At 71.5% G+C, this 18,405-nt stretch carries 19 protein-coding genes; 17 read left to right on the forward strand and 2 right to left on the reverse strand.

Annotated elements, in window-relative coordinates:
• Positions 1 to 55: 55 nt before the first annotated feature.
• Positions 56 to 718, reverse strand: coding sequence for a bifunctional DNA primase/polymerase (locus EV284_RS10925; protein ID WP_130332684.1), 663 nt, complete (start codon positions 716 to 718; stop codon positions 56 to 58).
• A 459-nt stretch (positions 719 to 1,177) separates the two neighbouring features.
• On the opposite strand from EV284_RS10925, the gene EV284_RS10930 reads away from it, so the two are divergent.
• The 5 genes from EV284_RS10930 (at position 1,178) to ffh (ending at position 8,945) form a co-directional block, all read left to right on the forward strand.
• The gene (locus EV284_RS10930; RefSeq protein WP_130332686.1) at positions 1,178 to 2,656 is read left to right on the forward strand and encodes a hypothetical protein; all 1,479 of its coding nucleotides are present in this window, start codon (positions 1,178 to 1,180) and stop codon (positions 2,654 to 2,656) included.
• 357 nt (positions 2,657 to 3,013) lie between these two features.
• Positions 3,014 to 4,354, forward strand: a complete 1,341-nt coding sequence (locus tag EV284_RS10935; RefSeq protein ID WP_130332688.1) for an ammonium transporter — start codon at positions 3,014 to 3,016, stop codon at positions 4,352 to 4,354.
• Positions 4,351 to 4,689, forward strand: coding sequence for a P-II family nitrogen regulator (locus EV284_RS10940; protein WP_130332690.1), 339 nt, complete (start codon positions 4,351 to 4,353; stop codon positions 4,687 to 4,689). Before EV284_RS10935 ends, EV284_RS10940 begins: the two co-directional genes overlap by 4 nt.
• Before the next feature lie 25 nt (positions 4,690 to 4,714).
• Positions 4,715 to 7,171, forward strand: a complete 2,457-nt coding sequence (locus tag EV284_RS10945; protein ID WP_130332692.1) for a [protein-PII] uridylyltransferase — start codon at positions 4,715 to 4,717, stop codon at positions 7,169 to 7,171.
• 223 nt (positions 7,172 to 7,394) lie between these two features.
• Positions 7,395 to 8,945, forward strand: coding sequence for a signal recognition particle protein (gene ffh, locus EV284_RS10950; protein WP_130332694.1), 1,551 nt, complete (start codon positions 7,395 to 7,397; stop codon positions 8,943 to 8,945).
• A 72-nt stretch (positions 8,946 to 9,017) separates the two neighbouring features.
• Here ffh and EV284_RS10955 read toward each other — a convergent pair whose 3' ends face one another.
• Entirely contained in the window at positions 9,018 to 9,857 is an 840-nt protein-coding gene (locus EV284_RS10955; RefSeq protein WP_130332696.1) for a class I SAM-dependent methyltransferase, read from the reverse strand.
• A gap of 436 nt (positions 9,858 to 10,293) precedes the next feature.
• Here EV284_RS10955 and EV284_RS10960 point away from each other — a divergent pair, with 436 nt between their 5' ends.
• The 12 genes from EV284_RS10960 (at position 10,294) to EV284_RS11015 (ending at position 18,303) form a co-directional block, all read left to right on the forward strand.
• Entirely contained in the window at positions 10,294 to 10,893 is a 600-nt protein-coding gene (locus tag EV284_RS10960) for a hypothetical protein (RefSeq protein WP_130332698.1), read from the forward strand.
• A gap of 273 nt (positions 10,894 to 11,166) precedes the next feature.
• Complete coding sequence (gene rpsP / locus EV284_RS10965) at positions 11,167 to 11,589, forward strand: 30S ribosomal protein S16 (RefSeq protein ID WP_031183689.1); 423 nt, start codon at positions 11,167 to 11,169, stop codon at positions 11,587 to 11,589.
• Positions 11,590 to 11,594: 5 nt separating this feature from the next.
• Positions 11,595 to 11,834 carry an RNA-binding protein gene (locus EV284_RS10970; protein WP_005479813.1) on the forward strand — a complete coding sequence of 80 codons (240 nt, stop codon included), beginning with the start codon at positions 11,595 to 11,597 and terminating at the stop codon, positions 11,832 to 11,834.
• An 82-nt stretch (positions 11,835 to 11,916) separates the two neighbouring features.
• On the forward strand, positions 11,917 to 12,495 hold the full coding sequence (gene rimM, locus EV284_RS10975) for a ribosome maturation factor RimM (protein WP_130332700.1): 579 nt from the start codon (positions 11,917 to 11,919) through the stop codon (positions 12,493 to 12,495).
• Positions 12,492 to 13,325: a tRNA (guanosine(37)-N1)-methyltransferase TrmD gene (trmD, locus tag EV284_RS10980; RefSeq protein WP_130332702.1), complete on the forward strand. Its 834-nt coding sequence runs from the start codon at positions 12,492 to 12,494 to the stop codon at positions 13,323 to 13,325. Before rimM ends, trmD begins: the two co-directional genes overlap by 4 nt.
• A 135-nt stretch (positions 13,326 to 13,460) precedes the next feature.
• A complete protein-coding gene (rplS, locus tag EV284_RS10985; RefSeq protein WP_130332704.1) occupies positions 13,461 to 13,811 on the forward strand; it encodes a 50S ribosomal protein L19 in 351 nt (116 codons plus the stop codon).
• Between the two features lie 45 nt (positions 13,812 to 13,856).
• A complete protein-coding gene (gene lepB, locus EV284_RS10990; RefSeq protein WP_130332706.1) occupies positions 13,857 to 14,549 on the forward strand; it encodes a signal peptidase I in 693 nt (230 codons plus the stop codon).
• Positions 14,542 to 15,651: a signal peptidase I gene (gene lepB / locus EV284_RS10995; protein WP_130332708.1), complete on the forward strand. Its 1,110-nt coding sequence runs from the start codon at positions 14,542 to 14,544 to the stop codon at positions 15,649 to 15,651. Before lepB (EV284_RS10990) ends, lepB (EV284_RS10995) begins: the two co-directional genes overlap by 8 nt.
• Positions 15,584 to 16,522 carry a signal peptidase I gene (lepB, locus tag EV284_RS11000; RefSeq protein ID WP_130332710.1) on the forward strand — a complete coding sequence of 313 codons (939 nt, stop codon included), beginning with the start codon at positions 15,584 to 15,586 and terminating at the stop codon, positions 16,520 to 16,522. Before lepB (EV284_RS10995) ends, lepB (EV284_RS11000) begins: the two co-directional genes overlap by 68 nt.
• A gap of 176 nt (positions 16,523 to 16,698) precedes the next feature.
• The gene (gene lepB / locus EV284_RS11005) at positions 16,699 to 17,442 is read left to right on the forward strand and encodes a signal peptidase I (RefSeq protein ID WP_130332712.1); all 744 of its coding nucleotides are present in this window, start codon (positions 16,699 to 16,701) and stop codon (positions 17,440 to 17,442) included.
• Complete coding sequence (locus tag EV284_RS11010; protein WP_130332714.1) at positions 17,432 to 17,938, forward strand: NUDIX hydrolase; 507 nt, start codon at positions 17,432 to 17,434, stop codon at positions 17,936 to 17,938. The genes lepB (EV284_RS11005) and EV284_RS11010 overlap by 11 nt, the downstream gene beginning before the upstream one ends.
• Positions 17,939 to 17,994: 56 nt before the next feature.
• Positions 17,995 to 18,303, forward strand: coding sequence for a DUF2469 domain-containing protein (locus EV284_RS11015; protein WP_003965949.1), 309 nt, complete (start codon positions 17,995 to 17,997; stop codon positions 18,301 to 18,303).
• Positions 18,304 to 18,405: the final 102 nt, after the last annotated feature.

Below are 18,405 nucleotides of genomic sequence, written 5' to 3' on the forward strand. Positions count from 1 at the left end.
CCGCCCCCAGCGGAACCGGGGGACGGGCGCTTCGCCGTAAGGAGAGACCGCCGCGCTACGCGGGGGCGGCCGAGCGGTGCGCCACATAGGCCAGCGTGCCCAGCAGCAGCCGGGCCGCCGGAGGGCGCGCCGCCCCGTCCAGCACCGGTGGGCGGAGCCAGCGCGCCGGACCCAGGCCGCCCCGGTCGGAGGGCGGGGCGGTGATGTACGCCCCCGGACCGAGGCCGCGCAGGTCCAGCGCCTCGGGGTCGTCCCAGCCCATGCGGTAGAGCAGGTGGGGAAGCTCGGCGGCGGTACCGGGGGCGACCAGGAAGTGGGCGCGGCCGTCCGGGGTCGCCGTCACCGGACCGAGGGGCAGCCCCATCCGCTCCAGGCGCGCCAGCGCGCGGCGCCCCGCCGCCTCCGCCACCTCGATCACGTCGAACGCCCGGCCCACCGGCAGCATCACCGAGGCGCCCGGCACCTCGGCCCACGCCCGGCTCGCCTCGTCCAGCGTGGCTCCGGCCGACAGCCGGGGTGCGAAGTCGAGCGGATGCGCGCCCGGCTCCGGGCAGTCGGACCGCCCGCAGGAGCAGGCGCCGCCCGAGGCGCGCGCCCCCGCCACGACGTCCCAGCCCCACAGGCCGGTGAACTCGGCGGCCGTGGTGCATTCCGGCGTGCGGCCGCGCCGACGCGTGCCGGAGCGGATCTCCCGGATGCCGCCGATCGTGAAACCCATGCCCCCTCCAACGGGTACAGCGCGCCGGTGGTTACGAAACGGAGTGAGAGGGATGCGGAACGTGACTCCTCGACTCCCGCTTTCCCTCGCCCCTACCGGGACAAGGCGGCGCATCACGGCACGAACGGTGGTGAACGGGGCTTCGCGCGCCCCCGTGCGCTTCCCTCCGCCCACCGTCGGTCGTCCGGTGTCAAGTGAAGCGCGCGGTAGTCATCGTGAGTTCATTCGAAGGGGTGGCGAATGGTGGCGTTTCAAGGATCGCCGTGGCTGGAAGGGTGATCGTGGGATTACTGTGAGTGTGCGAGTCCCGGGGGCACATGCACTCATGGGTATGCCGGAGGCAAGCCGTCAGCTCGTTCGAAGGGTGAGAACCACCGGACGGGCGGCCCGGTCCACCGGCATTCTGATAGGGCTTGGCGCATCCGGCGACAGGTGGATTCAGGGAATGGGGGCGTTCCAGTGGGCGGCAACGGCGGTGGCGGGACGAACGCTGACAAGCGCCCCAACGACCTGCTCGGCTCGTGGTTCGTGCGCAGCGGCTGGTCCAAGGGGGAGCTGGCCCGCCAGGTGAACCGCCGGGCCCGGCAGCTCGGTGCCAACCACATCTCCACCGACACCTCGCGGGTCCGCCGCTGGCTGGACGGCGAGAACCCGCGCGAACCGATCCCGCGCATCCTCTCCGAGCTGTTCTCCGAGCGCTTCGGCTGCGTCGTCTCCGTCGAGGACCTCGGCCTGCGTGTCGCCCGCCAGTCACCCTCCGCGTCCGGCGTCGACCTGCCCTGGACCGGCCCCCAGACCGTCGCGCTGCTCAGCGAGTTCTCCCGCAGCGACCTGATGCTCGCCCGGCGCGGCTTCCTCGGCACCTCCCTCGGCCTCTCGGCGGGACCCGCCCTCATCGAGCCCATGCAGCGCTGGCTGGTCCCCACCCCCTCCTCGCAGGCCCCGCCCGAGCCCGACCCGCTGCACGAACCCCGCAGGCCCGGCCGGCTCTCCCGTCCCGAGCTGGAGCTGCTGGAGTCCACGACCAAGATGTTCCGCCAGTGGGACGCCCAGTGCGGCGGCGGCCTGCGCCGCAAGGCGGTCGTCGGGCAGCTCCACGAGGTCACCGACCTCCTCCAGGAGCCCCAGCCCGAGACCACCACCCGCAAGCTGTTCAAGGTCGCCGCCGAACTCGCCGAACTCGCCGGCTGGATGTCGTACGACGTGGGGCTCCAGCCCACCGCGCAGAAGTACTTCGTGCTCGCCCTGCACGCGGCCAAGGAGGCCGGGGACAAGCCGCTCGGCTCCTACGTGCTCTCCAGCATGAGCCGCCAGATGATCCACCTCGGCCGCCCCGACGACGCCCTCGAACTCATCCATCTCGCCCAGTACGGCAGCCGGGACTGCGCCAGTCCCCGCACCCAGTCCATGCTGTATGCGATGGAGGCCCGCGCCTACGCCAACATGGGCCAGCCCGGCAAGTGCAAGCGGGCCGTCCGCATGGCCGAGGACACCTTCGCCGACGCCGAGGACTGGGACGACCCGGACCCCGACTGGATCAGGTTCTTCTCCGAGGCCGAGCTGCACGGCGAGAACTCGCACTCCTTCCGCGACCTCGCCTACGTGGCCGGGCGCAGCCCCACCTACGCCTCGCTCGCCCAGCCGCTGATGGAGCGGGCCGTCGACCTGTTCGCCAAGGACGGCGAACACCAGCGGTCCTACGCGCTCAACCTGATCGGCATGGCCACCGTGCACCTGCTCCAGCGCGAGCCCGAGCGAGGCAGCGCCTACGCCTCCCAGGCCATGGAGACCGCCCGCAAGGTCCGCTCGGAGCGGGTCAACACCCGCATCCGCAAGACGGTCGGCGCGGCCGTGCGGGACTTCGGGGACCTCTCCGTCGTCGTCGACCTCACCGAACAGCTCGCCGTCGACCTCCCCGAGAGCGCCGACGCGGGCTGAGCGGCCCGCACCACCCATGCCCCGGCCGCGGCCGGTCCTCCCGAACTGCCCGACTCGGCTCCCCCATGCCAGGTCATCGAGAGGCCGGCCGCGGCCGGTTCACGTAGGCCCCCACCCGCCTGTCGCTACGGCGAGCCCGGCGCCGGTTGCGCCACGATAACGACCGGTGCGCCCGACGGCGGGCAGTTCATGGAGGCGTAACACGCCAGGTGCCTTCGTCACCCCCGCGAAACAGCCGGGGGCCCCGGTCGAAACCGCGCTGCGTCAGTCTCTGGCGCATAACCGGCCCACCCCTCACTTGACCGGACCGCCCAGGCACCGCCCGCACGGGGCCGTACAACCGATGAGGAGACGCCGATGGCAGCAGCCATCACGCTTGCCGCGGAGGCACCCAAACTGTCCTCCGCGAACACAGGCTTCATGCTGATCTGTTCCGCCCTGGTGCTGCTCATGACACCGGGCTTGGCCTTCTTCTACGGAGGCATGGTCCGCGTCAAGAGCACCCTCAACATGCTGATGATGAGCTTCATCAGCATCGGCATCGTCACGCTCCTCTGGGTGCTCTACGGCTTCTCCCTGGCCTTCGGCTCCGGGTCCGCCTTCATCGGATGGAACGCCGACTGGCTCGGACTGAGCCATATCGGGCTGACGGAACTCTGGCCGGGCTACACCATCCCGGTGTTCGTCTTCATGGTCTTCCAGATGATGTTCGCCATCATCACCCCCGCCCTGATCAGCGGAGCCCTCGCCGACCGGGTCAAGTTCTCGGCCTGGGCCCTGTTCGTCGCCCTGTGGGCCACGGTCGTCTACATCCCGGTCGCCCACTGGGTCTGGGCCTCCGACGGCTGGGCCTTCAAGCTCGGCGTGATCGACTTCGCGGGCGGCACCGCCGTCCACATCAACGCCGGTGCCGCCGCCCTCGGCGTCATCCTGGTCATCGGCAAGCGCGTCGGCTTCAAGAAGGACCCGATGCGCCCGCACAGCCTGCCCCTGGTCATGCTCGGCGCAGGACTGCTGTGGTTCGGCTGGTTCGGCTTCAACGCCGGCTCCTGGCTGGGCAACGACGACGGCGTGGGCGCCCTGATGTTCGTCAACACCCAGGTCGCCACCGCCGCCGCCATGCTGGCCTGGCTCGCCTACGAGAAGATCCGCCACGGCGCCTGCACCACCCTCGGCGCCGCCTCCGGTGCCGTCGCCGGACTCGTCGCCATCACCCCGTCCGGCGGCGCCGTCTCCCCGCTCGGCGCGATTGCCGTCGGCGTCATCGCCGGAGTCGCCTGCGCCGCCGCCGTCGGGCTGAAGTTCAGGTTCGGCTACGACGACTCCCTCGACGTCGTCGGCGTCCACATGGTCGGCGGCATCGTCGGCTCCCTGCTCATCGGCTTCTTCGCCACCGGCAAGGGCCAGTCCGACGCGGCCGGCGTCTTCTACGGCGACCACACCTTCGACCAGCTCTGGAAGCAGTGCGCCGGCGTCTTCGCCGTCCTCGCCTACTCCCTGCTGGCCTCCGCCGTCCTCGCCTTCCTCCTCGACAAGACCCTCGGCATGCGGGTCCCCGAGGACGAGGAGGTCTCCGGCATCGACCAGTCCCAGCACGCCGAGACCGCGTACGACTTCAGCGGCACCGGCGGCGGAGTCGTCGGCGGCTCCACGGCCCAGGCGCTCGCCGCCGCGAAGAACAAGAAGGTGGACGCATGAGGCTCATCACGGCGGTCGTCAAGCCGCACCGGCTCGACGAGATCAAGGAAGCCCTCCAGGCGTTCGGCGTCCACGGACTCACCGTCACCGAGGCCAGCGGCTACGGCCGCCAGCGCGGGCACACCGAGGTCTACCGGGGCGCCGAGTACACCGTCGACCTCGTCCCCAAGATCCGCATCGAGGTGCTGGCCGAGGACGAGGACGCCGAGCAGCTGATCGACGTCGTCGTCAAGGCCGCCCGCACCGGGAAGATCGGGGACGGCAAGGTCTGGTCACTGCCCGTCGAGACCGCCGTCCGCGTCCGCACCGGCGAGCGCGGCCCGGACGCGCTCTGACACGAGGAAAGACAGGAGTCGCTGGGTGACGCGCACGGACGACCGCAACAAGACCGACGACACGGGACCCAGCGGCTACGCGGCGGCCCGGCTGCACCTCCTCACCGAGGGGGCACGGTCCGGGCCGCCGCGCCGTACCGCCCTCGCCGGGCTCACCGACGACTGGCTGACCGGCCTCTTCACCGCCGCCGCCCCCACCACCAAGGGCATCTCCCTCGTCGCCGTCGGCGGCTACGGACGCGGTGAACTCTCCCCCCGCAGCGACCTCGACCTGCTGCTCCTGCACGACGGCGGCGACCCCGCCGCCGTCGCCGCCCTCGCCGACCGGCTCTGGTACCCCGTCTGGGACCTCGGCATCAGCCTCGACCACTCCGTCCGCACCCCCGCCGAGGCCCGGAAGACCGCCGGTGAGGACCTCAAGGTCCAGCTCGGCCTCCTCGACGCCCGCCACCTCGCGGGCGACCTCGGCCTCACCGCCGGGCTGCGCACCGCGATCCTCGCCGACTGGCGCAACCAGGCGCCCAAACGCCTCCCCGAACTCCAGGAACTCTGCGCCGAACGCGCCGAACGCCACGGCGAACTGCGCTTCCTCCTCGAACCCGACCTCAAGGAAGCCCGCGGCGGACTCCGCGACGCCACCGCCCTGCGGGCCGTCGCCGCCTCCTGGCTCGCCGACGCACCCCGCGAGGGCCTCGACGACGCCCGCCGCCGCCTCCTCGACGCCCGCGACGCCCTCCACCTCGTCACCGGCCGCGCCACCGACCGCCTCGCCCTGCAGGAACAGGACCAGGTCGCCGCCGAACTCGGCCTCCTCGACGCCGACACCCTGCTCCGCCAGGTCTACGAGGCAGCCCGCGTGATCTCCTACGCCGGTGACGTCACCTGGCGCGAGGTGAACCGCGTCCTGCGCGCCCGTGCCGTACGGCCCCGGCTGCGCGCCATGCTGGGGGGCGGCAAACCCGTCGCCGAACGCTCACCCCTCGCCGAAGGCGTCGTCGAGCAGGAGGGCGAGGCCGTCCTCGCCCGCACCGCACGCCCCGAACGCGACCCCGTACTGCCCCTGCGCGCCGCGGCCGCCGCCGCGCAGGCCGCCCTCCCGCTCTCCCCGCACGCCGTACGGCGCATGGCCGCCACCGCGCGCCCCCTCCCCACGCCCTGGCCTGCCGAGGCACGCGAACAGCTCATCACCCTGCTCGGCTCCGGCCGCCCCACCGTCGACGTGTGGGAGGCCCTGGAGGCCGAGGGACTGATCAGCCGGCTGCTCCCCGACTGGGAGCGCGTCCGCTGCCGCCCCCAGCGCAACGCCGTCCACCTGTGGACCGTCGACCGCCACCTCATCGAGACCGCCGTCCGCGCCTCCGCCCTCACCCGCCGCGTCAGCCGCCCCGACCTGCTCCTCGTCTCCGCACTGCTGCACGACATCGGCAAGGGCTGGCCCGGCGACCACTCGGTGGCCGGCGAGATCATCGCCAAGGACGTCGCCGCCCGGCTCGGCTTCGACCGCGCCGACGTCGCCGTCCTCGCCACCCTCGTCCGGCACCACCTGCTGCTCGTCGAGACCGCCACCCGCCGCGACCTCGACGACCCCGCCACTGTCCGCGCCGTCGCCGACGCCGTCGGCAGCGAGAGCACCCTGGAACTCCTGCACGCCCTCACCGAGGCCGACGCCCTCGCCACCGGCCCCGCCGCCTGGTCCACCTGGCGCGGCTCCCTCGTCAGCGACCTCGTCCGCCGCGTCTTCGCCGTACTCGCCGGCGAACACCCCGGCACCGAGCCCGAACCCGCGGCGCCCACCGCCGAACAGGAACGCCTGGCCATCGAGGCCCACCGCACCGGCGGCCCGGTCCTCGCCCTGCGCGCCCAGGCCGACCCCGGGGCGCCGGACGAGTCCGCGGAGACGGGCGAACCGCTCGGCGTCGAACTGGTCATCGCCGTGCCCGACCAGCCCGGCGTGCTGCCCGCCCTCGCCGGGGTCCTCGCCCTGCACCGGCTCACCGTCCGCACGGGCGGGCTGCGCACCCTGCGGCTGCCCGACGACGTCGACGACGACGGCTCCGTCCTGCTGCTCGACTGGCGGGTCGCCGCCGAGTACGGCTCGCTCCCGCAGGCCAGCCGGCTCCGCGCCGACCTCGTCCGCGCGCTCGACGGCTCCCTGGACATCACGAGCCGCCTCGCCGAGCGCGACGCCGCCTACCCCCGCCGTCGCGGCCGCGCGGCCCCGCCCCCGCGCGTCACCGTGGCCCCCGCCGCCTCCCGCCACGCCACGGTGATCGAGGTCCGCGCCCAGGACGCCCCCGGCCTCCTCTTCCGCATCGGCACGGCCCTGGAGAAGGCGGCGGTCCGGGTCCGCAGCATGCACGCCAGCACGCTGGGCGCCAACGCGGTGGACGCCTTCTACGTCACGACGGGCACGGGCGCGCCATTGCCGGGGGAAGACGCGGCTTCGGTGGCGCGGATGCTGGAGGAGACATTGCGGGAGTGACTTCTTGAGCGTGTCCTGCGTTCACTGGACATGCTCCCCGCCGGCGCGGGGGTGATCCGGGTCTGCTGACAGAGGCCGACGTGGATGCAACATGGTCCCTGCCGGTGCGGGGATACGTCCCCGCCCGCCTGCTGTGCCTGGCAGGCGGGGACGATTTGCTTGCAAGGCCGGATACCCTGGAGGGCAGCCCAAAACGACTCCGACCCCGAGGACCGACGCCGCCGTGTTCGATACTCTCTCCGACCGTCTCAGCGCGACGTTCAAAAATCTCCGCGGCAAGGGCCGGTTGTCCGAGGAGGACGTCGACGCCACGGCCCGCGAGATCCGCATCGCACTCCTTGAGGCCGATGTCGCGCTCCCTGTCGTCCGGTCGTTCATCAAGAACGTCAAGGAGCGCGCGCTCGGCGCCGAGGTCTCCCGGGCGCTGAACCCCGCGCAGCAGGTGCTCAAGATCGTCAACGACGAGCTGGTCACCATCCTGGGCGGTGAGACCCGCCGCCTGCGCTTCGCCAAGCAGCCGCCGACCGTGATCATGCTGGCCGGTCTCCAGGGTGCGGGCAAGACCACGCTCGCGGGCAAGCTCGGCCGCTGGCTGAAGGAGCAGGGCCACTCGCCGCTGCTCGTCGCCTGCGACCTCCAGCGCCCCAACGCCGTCAACCAGCTCAGCGTCGTCGCCGAGCGCGCCGGTGTCGCGGTGTACGCCCCCGAGCCGGGCAACGGCGTCGGCGACCCGGTCAAGGTCGCCAAGGACTCCATCGAGTTCGCCAAGGCCAAGGTCCACGACATCGTGATCGTGGACACCGCCGGCCGCCTGGGCATCGACCAGGAGATGATGGCGCAGGCCGCGGACATCCGCGACGCCGTCTCCCCGGACGAGATCCTCTTCGTCGTCGACGCCATGATCGGCCAGGACGCGGTCAACACCGCCGAGGCGTTCCGCGACGGCGTCGGCTTCGACGGCGTCGTGCTCTCCAAGCTCGACGGTGACGCCCGCGGTGGTGCCGCCCTGTCGATCCGGCAGATCACCGGCAAGCCGATCATGTTCGCGTCCAACGGCGAGAAGCTGGACGAGTTCGACGCGTTCCACCCCGACCGGATGGCCTCCCGCATCCTCGACATGGGTGACCTGCTCACCCTGATCGAGCAGGCGGAGAAGACGTTCAGTCAGGAAGAGGCCGAGAAGATGGCCTCGAAGCTGGCGTCGAAGAAGGGCCAGGACTTCACCCTGGACGACTTCCTGTCCCAGATGGAACAGGTCAGGAAGATGGGCAGTATCAGCAAGCTGCTCGGCATGCTCCCGGGCATGGGCCAGATCAAGGACCAGATCAACAACATCGACGAGCGGGACGTGGACCGCACGGCCGCCATCATCAAGTCGATGACCCCGGCCGAGCGCACCGACCCGACCATCATCAACGGCTCCCGCCGCGCCCGCATCGCCAAGGGTTCCGGTGTCGAGGTCAGCGCGGTGAAGGGCCTGGTGGAGCGGTTCTTCGAGGCGCGCAAGATGATGTCCCGCATGGCCCAGGGCGGCGGGATGCCGGGCATGCCGGGGATGCCGGGCATGGGCGGCGGCCCCGGCCGCACCAAGAAGCAGCCCAAGAAGGCCAAGGGCAAGCAGCGTTCGGGCAACCCGATGAAGCGCAAGCAGCAGGAGCTGGAGGAGGCCCAGCGCCGCGAGGCCGCCGCGCAGGGGGGCAACGCGCTCGGTCTGCCCCAGCAGGGCGGTCAGGACTTCGAACTCCCCGACGAGTTCAAGAAGTTCATGGGCTGACACCGTCCCGTCCACGTGCCGAGGGCGCCCCTTCTTCGTGAGGGGGCGCCCTTCGCGCATCCGGGTGTGCCCCTAGGGCACGCGGGCGATCAGGTAGCGGAAGACGTTCGGCATCCAGACCGTCCCGTCCGGGCGCCGGTAGGGGTGCAGGGACTCGGCCAGCTCCTTGCCGACCTGCTTGCGGTCCGTCGCCGCGACGGCCGCGTCGAACAGCCCGGTCGACACCAGGCCGCGTACCGCGCTGTCGGTGTCGGCGTACCCGAAGGGGCAGGCCACCCGGCCTGAGCCGTCCGGCCTCAGTCCGGCGCGCAGGGCGACCTCCTCCAGGTCGTCCCGGCGGGCCGGGCGCCAGGTGCGGGCGCCGCGCAGTGGTTCGGCCAGCTTGGCGGCGACCCGCAGGACGGTGGAGGTGGCGCACCGCTCGGGCGGGCCCCAGCCGGCCAGCACCACGGCGGCCCCGCGCGCGGCCAGCGGCAGCGCGGCGGCGAGGGTGTCACCGAGGTCGGCGGAGTCGTCGAGGGCGCCGACCGTCTCGTAGGCGGTCACGAGGGTGTAGGGGGGTGTGCCGTCGTCGGTGTCCGCGGGGGAGTCCGCCTGCACGAGCCGGGCGTCCAGGGGGCCGTCCGGGTCCAGGCGTTCGCGGGCGAGGGCGAGGTGTTCGGGGCGGGAGTCGACGCCGGTGACGGCCGCGCCCTTGGCGGCCGCCAGCAGCAGGGCGAGCCCGGAGCCGCAGGAGAGGCCCAGCAGCCGGGTGCCCGGTCCCACTTCGAGGCGCTCGTGGACGGTTTCGTGAAGCGGCAGAAGCATCCGCTCCTGGATCTCCGACCAGTCGCGCGCGCGTTTGCGGGGGTTCACGCGGGGTGGTGCGGAACCCGCGTGGGCCAGATGCTCCCGCACGAGCGTAGGTGTCATAGGTAGCGCCCCAATCCGCCGGCTGTCCGTCGCTGTGCCCGGTGTGTGGCCCCCGTGTGCCGTGCGTGCGCACTTTCCACGTATGCCAGGTAACTCCCGGCTCGCCGTGCCGTCCAGTGGTCGTGGGGCCCCGCTTGCCGCCGGATGGCGCGTGTGGCGCGAATTCACGCCCCCGCAACGCTGCCGCGCACCACCGGGTTCGGCGGTGCCCGGGCGCACCCGGTAACGTGCGGGTTCCGGTGGTGGCAGTAGCCCCGCCGACGCCGGTAGTCGTACGTCTGGCTACGCACCGGCTTGTGGGGGGCTGTGCGGCTTCTCCGTGAAACGGCGGACCCGCCCTCGTCAGGACGCATCGGCGACAACTGACGGGTAGGTGCAAATTATTTGAGATGCCCCGGAATAGGAACACAGCGGCACCCACGCTCGTTGTCATTACGTGAGCACGACACAGACACCACCTGTTCTCGCCGCGGAGCTGGCACAGGCGTGGGCCGACATTCAGCGGTACCACCCCGAACTGCCCGACCTCGCCGCACCGGAATCACTGATCGGGGAGTCGTCGTCCGCGTGCGGGCACGAGCTCTCCTTCGAGCGGCTGCTGCACGAGGCGGTGCACGGCATCGCCGCCTCCCGCGGAGTGCGCGACACCTCGCGCGCCGGCCGCTACCACAACCGCCGTTTCCTCGCCGTCGCCGAGGAGCTGGGCCTGGACCACCCCGACGAGCCGCATCCCAGCAGCGGCTTCTCGCTGGTCACGCTCAACCCCGAGGCCAAGCGGCGCTACCGTCCGACCATCGACCGGCTGCAGCGGGCGCTGAAGGCGCACACCGTGGCCACCTCCGCCGACACCTCGCGCACCTTCAGGGGCCCGGCCGCCCGGCACGGCTCCTCCGGGGGCGGGGTCCGGGTCAAGGCGGTCTGCGACTGCGGGCGCAACGTCCGCGTGGTCCCCTCGGTCCTGGCGCAGGCGCCGATCATGTGCGGCGGCTGCGGCAAACCGTTCCGCATCCCGGAGGCGGTGGCAGCGGCGAGCTGACGAGACGGCTGCTCGTGGCAGCCGTACGGTCAGCTTCCCTCCGTCCGGCGGGCGGGCGTGGGCCCAGCGCCGGGCGCCTCTGAGGCGTGCTCGGGATCACCGGCCGTGTCCCCGGGCGCCCCGCGGGGTGTGGCACAATGTCTAGCTGTACTCGACAGTCGCACAGGACCCCTCTCTCCTCCGGCTGACGCGTCCATCGGGCACTCGGGTACCGCAACCCCACGCGGCAACTCCGCCGTGCCCAACACGTCAACTCCAGGAGAACTCACTCCCGTGGCAGTCAAGATCAAGCTGAAGCGTCTGGGCAAGATCCGTTCGCCTCACTACCGCATCGTCGTCGCCGACTCCCGTACCCGCCGTGACGGCCGGGCCATCGAGGAGATCGGCAAGTACCACCCGACCTACAACCCGTCGGTCATGGAGGTGGACGCCGATCGCGTCGCCTACTGGCTGGGTGTCGGTGCGCAGCCGACCGAGCCGGTGCTCGCCATTCTGAAGAAGACCGGCGACTGGCAGAAGTTCAAGGGCGAGCCGGCCCCGGCGCCGCTCCTCGTCGCCGCGCCGAAGGCCGAGCGTCCGTCGTTCGAGGGCCTCGGCTCCGACGACGACAACAAGGGTGAGGCCATCACCCAGAAGAAGAAGGCTGAGAAGAAGGACGAGGCGGCCGCTGAGTCCGCCGAGTCGACCGAGGCCTGAGCAGCATGCTCGAAGAGGCGCTTGAGCACCTCGTGAAGGGCATCGTCGACAACCCCGACGATGTGCAGGTCGCCTCGCGCGACCTGCGCCGCGGGCGCGTGCTGGAGGTCCGGGTGCACCCCGACGACCTCGGTAAGGTGATCGGTCGTAACGGCCGCACCGCGCGCGCTCTGCGTACCGTCGTGGGCGCCATCGGCGGCCGCGGTGTCCGTGTCGACCTCGTCGACGTGGACCACGTCCGCTGACGCTTCATAGCAACCGGCTCGGGCCGGGGAGGGCCACTGGGCCGTCCCCGGCCCGCAGTCGTATGACAGGAGATCTGTACTCGTGCAGTTGGTAGTCGCACGGATCGGCCGTGCTCATGGCATCAAGGGTGAGGTCACCGTCGAGGTGCGGACCGACGAGCCGGAGTCGCGGCTCGCACCGGGCGCCGTCCTGGCCACCGATCCGGCGTCCGTCGGGCCGCTCACCATCGCCACCGGCCGCGTGCACAGCGGCCGTCTCCTCCTTCGCTTCGAGGGCGTCAGCGACCGCACCGGCGCGGAGGCGCTGCGCAACACACTGCTCATCGCCGACGTCGATCCGGAGGAGATGCCGGAGGACGAGGACGAGTTCTACGACCATCAGCTCATCGACCTCGATGTGGTCACCGAGGACGGCACGGAGGTGGGCCGGATCACCGAGATCTCCCACCTGCCCTCCCAGGACCTGTTCATCGTGGAGCGCCCGGACGGCAGCGAGGTGCTGATCCCGTTCGTGGAGGAGATCGTCAGCGAGATCGACCTGGACGAGCAGCGGGCGGTCATCACGCCGCCGCCCGGCCTGATCGACGACCGGGCCGAGATCGCGTCCGCGCGGGACGAGGCTTCGGAGGCTTCCACGCGCGACGAGGACGAGGGCGCATGAGGCTCGACGTCGTCACGATCTTCCCGGAGTACCTGGAACCGCTGAACGTCTCCCTCGTCGGCAAGGCCCGCGCGCGCGGCCGGCTCGACGTGAACGTCCACGACCTGCGCTCCTGGACCTACGACCGGCACAACACGGTCGACGACACCCCGTACGGCGGCGGTCCGGGCATGGTCATGAAGACCGAGCCCTGGGGCGACGCCCTGGACACCGTGCTGGCCGACGGCTACGAGGCGGGCGCGCACAGCCCCGCCCTGATCGTGCCGACCCCGAGCGGCCGCCCCTTCACCCAGGAACTCGCCGTCGAGCTGTCGGAACGTCCCTGGCTGGTCTTCACCCCGGCCCGTTACGAGGGCATCGACCGCCGGGTCATGGACGAGTACGCGACCCGGATGCCGGTCTACGAGGTGTCCATCGGGGACTACGTCCTCGCGGGCGGTGAGGCGGCCGTCCTGGTCGTCACCGAGGCCGTGGCCCGGCTGCTGCCCGGCGTCCTCGGCAACGCCGAGTCGCACCGGGACGACTCCTTCGCCCCCGGCGCGATGGCCAACCTCCTGGAGGGGCCGGTCTACACCAAGCCGCCCGAGTGGCGCGGCCATGGCATCCCGGACGTGCTGCTCAGCGGGCATCACGGCAGGATCGCGCGCTGGCGGCGCGACGAGGCGATGCGCCGCACCACCGCCAACCGGCCCGACCTGATCGAACGCTGCGACCCCGCCACGCTCGACAAGAAGGACCGGGAGATGCTCTCCATCCTGGGCTGGTCCCCGGACCCGGAGGGCCACTCGTCCGGGCGATTTTGGCGCAGGAGCGACGGCGTGGAACAATAGGCCGCTGTTGTGCGCCCGTCCGGCGTGCGCCCCTGCCACAGGGGGACACGACGCCCGTTCCGACCCGCACGGCAGACCTCTTCGAACATCTAGTTCCGTTGATGACCTGTGGCATCAGCGAAGAAAGCAGACGAAATGTCTCACCTGCTCGACACCATCGACTCCGCGTCGCTGCGCACCGACGTCCCGGCCTTCCGCCCGGGTGACACCGTCAACGTGCACGTCCGCGTCATCGAGGGCAACCGCTCGCGTGTGCAGCAGTTCAAGGGCGTCGTGATCCGCCGCCAGGGTTCGGGCGTCCGCGAGACCTTCACGGTCCGCAAGGTCTCCTTCTCCGTCGGCGTGGAGCGTACCTTCCCGGTGCACACCCCGATCGTCGAGAAGATCGAGCTCGTCACCCGCGGTGACGTGCGCCGCGCCAAGCTGTACTACCTCCGTGAGCTGCGCGGCAAGGCCGCGAAGATCAAGGAGAAGCGCGACAACTGAGCGCCTGCCTTCAGTCCTGACGGGGCCGGATAGCATCTGGCCCCGATGGACACCGAAGCACAGCCCGCCGAACGCGACCGTTCCCGCCCACCCGGTACACCGGGTACGCGGGGCCGGTCGCGTTTCGCGTTGGCCCCGCTCGCCGAGCGCGTGCCAGGCGGCCGGTTCACCCTGGCGCTCCTCACCTGCCTCGTCTTCCTGCTGCTCCTGAGCACATTCGTGGTGCGGCCGTTCGAGATTCCGAGCGGTTCCATGGAGCGCGGATTGAGGGTCGGGGACCGCGTGCTCGTAAACAAGTTGGCGTACCGTTTCGGTGCCCGTCCGGACCGCGGTGACGTGGTGGTGTTCGACGGGACCGGCTACTTCGGGCACGCCGACTACATCAAGCGCGTTGTAGGGGTGGGAGGCGACCACGTGGTCTGCTGCGACAGGGAGGGGAGGATCGAGGTGAACGGCCACCCGGTCGACGAGACGGGGTTCCTCTATCCGGGGAACAGCGCGTCCGACGTGCCCTTCGACGTGGTGGTGCCCGACGGCCGCCTCTTCCTGCTCGGCGACCACCGGGCCCGCTCCAGCGACTCCCGCGATCACCTCGGCTCGCCCGGCGGCGGCATGGTCCCGGTGGAGGACGTGGTGGGACGCGCCGACTGGATCGTCTGGCCGTACGGCCACTGGACGCGCATCGAGCGCCCCGGCGCCTACGCGCACGTACCTGCCGCGGAGGCCGCGCATGGGTAACCGGGCAAGGCCGCGCGGGGTGTCCGGCGCGGCCGCCGACAATCCGCTGCCCACCGGCGCCCGCCGGACCTCCCGGCCGAGCGCCGGCCGTTCGCGGGCGGAGCGGCGCAAGCTCCAGCGCAAGGTGAAGCGCAAACGCCGACGGTCGGCGGTACGGGAGATCCCGCTGCTGCTCGGGGTCGCGGTGCTGATCGCGCTGGTGCTGAAGACCTTCCTGGTGCAGGCGTTCGTGATCCCGTCCGGCTCGATGGAGCAGACGATCCGGATCGGGGACCGGGTACTGGTCGACAAGTTCACCCCCTGGTTCGGCTCCCGGCCGGCCCGCGGTGACGTGGTGGTGTTCCACGACCCGGGCGGCTGGCTGTCCGGCGAGGAGACGCCGAAGAAGAGCGACCCGGTCGTGGTCAAGCAGGTCAAGGAGGGGCTGACCTTCATCGGCCTGCTCCCCTCGGACAACGAGAAGGACCTGATCAAGCGGGTCATCGGGGTGGGCGGCGACCATGTGAAGTGCTGCGACGCCGAGGGGCGGGTCACGGTCAACGGCGCCCCGCTCACCGAGGGCGCGTACATCTATCCCGGCAACGCCCCCTCCGCGACCTCCTTCGACATCACCGTGCCCAAGGGCCGCCTGTGGGTGATGGGCGACCACCGGGGCAACTCCGCCGACTCCCGCTACCACCAGAACCTCCCCTACGGCGGGACCGTCTCCGAGGAGTCGGTCGTCGGCCGGGCGATGTTCATCGGCTGGCCCTTCGCGCACTGGACGCGCCTGGACGAACCTAAAACCTTCGCAAGCGTCACCGACGCGGCGTCCGGGGCGACTGCGGCCGGTGCCCCGTCGCATAGGGTTGCCCCCTACGATCCGAACGGACTGACCCAGCTCCCGACCCCTGCGGAACTCCCGCTCGTTATGGGAGTGGTGGGCCTGCACCATGCATGGGGCAGGCGGCGGCACAGAGTAAGGAGTTGGCGTGGGGGATGTGGCGGTTGGCGCACGGTCGGGGCACGACGGCGAGGAGCACCGCGGGCACCCCGTGGGGTCCGACGCCTCGGCCCCGGACGGCGCCGTGAACTCCGGGAACGGCTTCGCGGCGGACGGTGACGGCACCCCGCCCGGCCGGCCCCCGCGGACCGACGAGGGCGAAGGCGGCGGCGGTGCCGCGCGCCGGCCGGAGAAGCAGCGCTCGTTCTGGAAGGAACTGCCGATCCTCGTCGGTATCGCGCTGGTGCTGGCCCTGCTGATCAAGACGTTCCTGGTGCAGGCGTTCTCGATCCCGTCCGACTCGATGCAGAACACCCTCCAGCAGGGTGACCGCGTCCTGGTGGACAAGCTCACCCCCTGGTTCGGCTCGGAGCCCGAGCGTGGCGAGGTCGTCGTCTTCCACGACCCGGGCCAGTGGCTGGCGGGGGAGCCGACGCCGGAGCAGAACGCGGTGCAGAAGGCGCTGAGCTGGATCGGCCTGATGCCGTCCGCCGAGGAGAAGGACCTCATCAAGCGCGTGATCGGGGTCGGCGGCGACACGGTCGAGTGCGAGGGCAGCGCCCCGCTGAAGGTCAACGGCAAGGCGCTAGACGAGCCGTACGTCTACCCCGGCAACACGCCGTGCAGCGTGGACGACCAGGGCGGCCAGTTCAAGGTCAAGGTGCCCAAGGGCTACATCTGGGTGATGGGCGACCACCGCCAGAACTCGCGGGACTCGCGGTACAACCAGACCGACGAGAACCACGGCATGGTGCCGGTGAAGGACGTCGTCGGACGCGCGATCGTGAAGGCGTGGCCCGTCAACCGCTGGGGCACCCTGCCGATCCCGGACACCTTCGACCAGCCGGGACTGGACAAGCAGAGCTCGGCCGCCGCGTCGCTGCCGTACGCGCCGGGCGCCGGTGCGGTCGCCCTCGTGGTTCCGGTGGCGCTGTGGCGTCGCCGCAAGGGGGCCCGACCCGCTGCCGCCGAGGCCGCGCGCGAGAGGTGAGTTCGCGGGCACTTCAGGTGTGACCCATGGGCACTGCCGAGGGCGGTGTTTCCCGGAGACCCGGTGAAGAACCGGTCACCGGGGGACACCGCCCTCGCGGCTTTCCGGCCCGGTGTGCTACCAAAGGCGGATCGTGGCAGGCCGGGCGACCCCGGCGGAGGGGACCGGGAGACGACATGGCAAGTGCCCAAGGCGCGGAGTCCAAGGGCGGCCTCGGCGGGAGGCTGTCGGGCGTGGCGGTGGCCCTCGGCCTGCTGCTCTTCCTGGCCGGCTTCGGCTGGGCCGCGGTGACCTACCGGCCCTACACCGTGCCGACCAGCTCGATGACCCCCACCATCGACGCCGGTGACCGGGTGCTGGCCCAGCGGGTCGACGGCGCTGACGTGCGCCGGGGGGACGTGGTGGTGTTCAGCGACAAGACCTGGGTGACCGGCGCCGACGTGGTCAAGCGGGTGGTCGCGGTCGGCGGGGACACCGTCGCCTGCTGCACCGACGGCAAGCTGAGCGTCAACGGCAAACCGGTCGACGAGCCCTACCTGCCCAAGGGCACCCCGGCCGAGGTCAAGGGCTTCCCGACGGTGACCGTGCCCAAGGGCCGCCTCTTCCTGCTCGGCGACGAGCGCCAGGGCTCGCTGGACTCCACCGCCCACCTCACCGACGCCGCCGAGGGCACGGTGAGCCGCGGTGCGGTGCACGCCCGCGTGGACTCCGTGGTCTGGCCGATGCGGGGCATGCTGACCCGGCCGACCGGATTCGAGGCGCTGGGCACGCTGTCGGAGCCCGGTCCGCTGCCGCTGATCGAGGTGATGGTCGTCGCCGGTGCGGTACTGGTCCTCGGCGGCGCCGCCTACGGCCCGGTCGCGGCGCGCGTGGGCCGCTCGCGCGTCCGGAGCGGCGCGGAGCCCGTCCATGCCGGCTGAGGACACCCGTGCGGGCGGGCTGCGCAAGGTCGCCCGTGTGGTGCTGCTCGACCCCGCCGACCGCGTCCTGCTGCTGCACGGCCACGAGCCGGACGACCCGGCCGACGACTGGTGGTTCACCCCCGGCGGCGGTGTGGAGGGGGTCGAGACCCGTGAGCAGGCCGCGCTTCGCGAGCTCGTCGAGGAGACCGGCATCACTGAGGTCGACCTGGGACCGGTGTTGTGGTGCCGCCGGTGCTCCTTCCCGTTCGCCGGGCGCCGCTGGGACCAGGACGAGTGGTACTACCTGGCCCGTACGGCACAGACGGCGACGGCCGCCCTCGGGCTGACCGAGCTGGAGCGGCGCAGTGTGACCGGAGCGCGCTGGTGGACGTGTCGGGAACTGGAGCGGACGCATGAGACGGTGTATCCGACCAGGCTCGCCGGGCTGCTGCGCACGCTGCTCGACGAGGGTCCCCCGGCCACGCCCGTGACCCTCGACACGGAAATCGTCTGAGGGTTCGCCGGACTGGCGCACAATGGGGGGATCGCACGGCTGAAGGGGAAGCTGCCATGAGCGCCGAGGACCTCGAGAAGTACGAGACCGAGATGGAGCTGAAGCTCTACCGGGAGTACCGCGACGTCGTCGGTCTGTTCAAATACGTGATCGAGACGGAACGGCGTTTCTACCTCACCAACGACTACGAGATGCAGGTGCACTCGGTCCAGGGTGAGGTGTTCTTCGAGGTGTCGATGGCCGACGCCTGGGTGTGGGACATGTACCGCCCGGCACGGTTCGTCAAGCAGGTCCGGGTGCTGACGTTCAAGGACGTGAACATCGAGGAGCTGAACAAGAGCGATCTGGAGTTGCCTGGCGGGTGAGGCGGGCCGCTGTGAGGTAGCCGCGGGGCGGCTTCGCACTTGCTCGGGCGGGGCCGGCGCGGGTCGTCACTCACACGGGTGGCGGAGATATCCACAGACGCG

The sequence above is a fragment of the Streptomyces sp. BK022 genome, assembly GCF_004217355.1.
Lineage (GTDB): Bacteria > Actinomycetota > Actinomycetes > Streptomycetales > Streptomycetaceae > Streptomyces > Streptomyces griseoluteus.

What these genes read in the sequence shown, in the direction of transcription:
- EV284_RS10925 (WP_130332684.1), bottom strand. Translation starts at nt 718, where the DNA reads ATGGGTTTCACGATCGGCGGCATCCGGGAGATCCGCTCCGGCACGCGT.
- EV284_RS10935 (WP_130332688.1), top strand. Translation starts at nt 3,014, where the DNA reads ATGGCAGCAGCCATCACGCTTGCCGCGGAGGCACCCAAACTGTCCTCC.
- EV284_RS10940 (WP_130332690.1), top strand. Translation starts at nt 4,351, where the DNA reads ATGAGGCTCATCACGGCGGTCGTCAAGCCGCACCGGCTCGACGAGATC.
- EV284_RS10955 (WP_130332696.1), bottom strand. Translation starts at nt 9,857, where the DNA reads ATGACACCTACGCTCGTGCGGGAGCATCTGGCCCACGCGGGTTCCGCA.
- EV284_RS10970 (WP_005479813.1), top strand. Translation starts at nt 11,595, where the DNA reads ATGCTCGAAGAGGCGCTTGAGCACCTCGTGAAGGGCATCGTCGACAAC.
- trmD (WP_130332702.1), top strand. Translation starts at nt 12,492, where the DNA reads ATGAGGCTCGACGTCGTCACGATCTTCCCGGAGTACCTGGAACCGCTG.
- rplS (WP_130332704.1), top strand. Translation starts at nt 13,461, where the DNA reads ATGTCTCACCTGCTCGACACCATCGACTCCGCGTCGCTGCGCACCGAC.
- lepB (WP_130332706.1), top strand. Translation starts at nt 13,857, where the DNA reads ATGGACACCGAAGCACAGCCCGCCGAACGCGACCGTTCCCGCCCACCC.
- lepB (WP_130332708.1), top strand. Translation starts at nt 14,542, where the DNA reads ATGGGTAACCGGGCAAGGCCGCGCGGGGTGTCCGGCGCGGCCGCCGAC.
- lepB (WP_130332712.1), top strand. Translation starts at nt 16,699, where the DNA reads ATGGCAAGTGCCCAAGGCGCGGAGTCCAAGGGCGGCCTCGGCGGGAGG.
- EV284_RS11010 (WP_130332714.1), top strand. Translation starts at nt 17,432, where the DNA reads ATGCCGGCTGAGGACACCCGTGCGGGCGGGCTGCGCAAGGTCGCCCGT.
- EV284_RS11015 (WP_003965949.1), top strand. Translation starts at nt 17,995, where the DNA reads ATGAGCGCCGAGGACCTCGAGAAGTACGAGACCGAGATGGAGCTGAAG.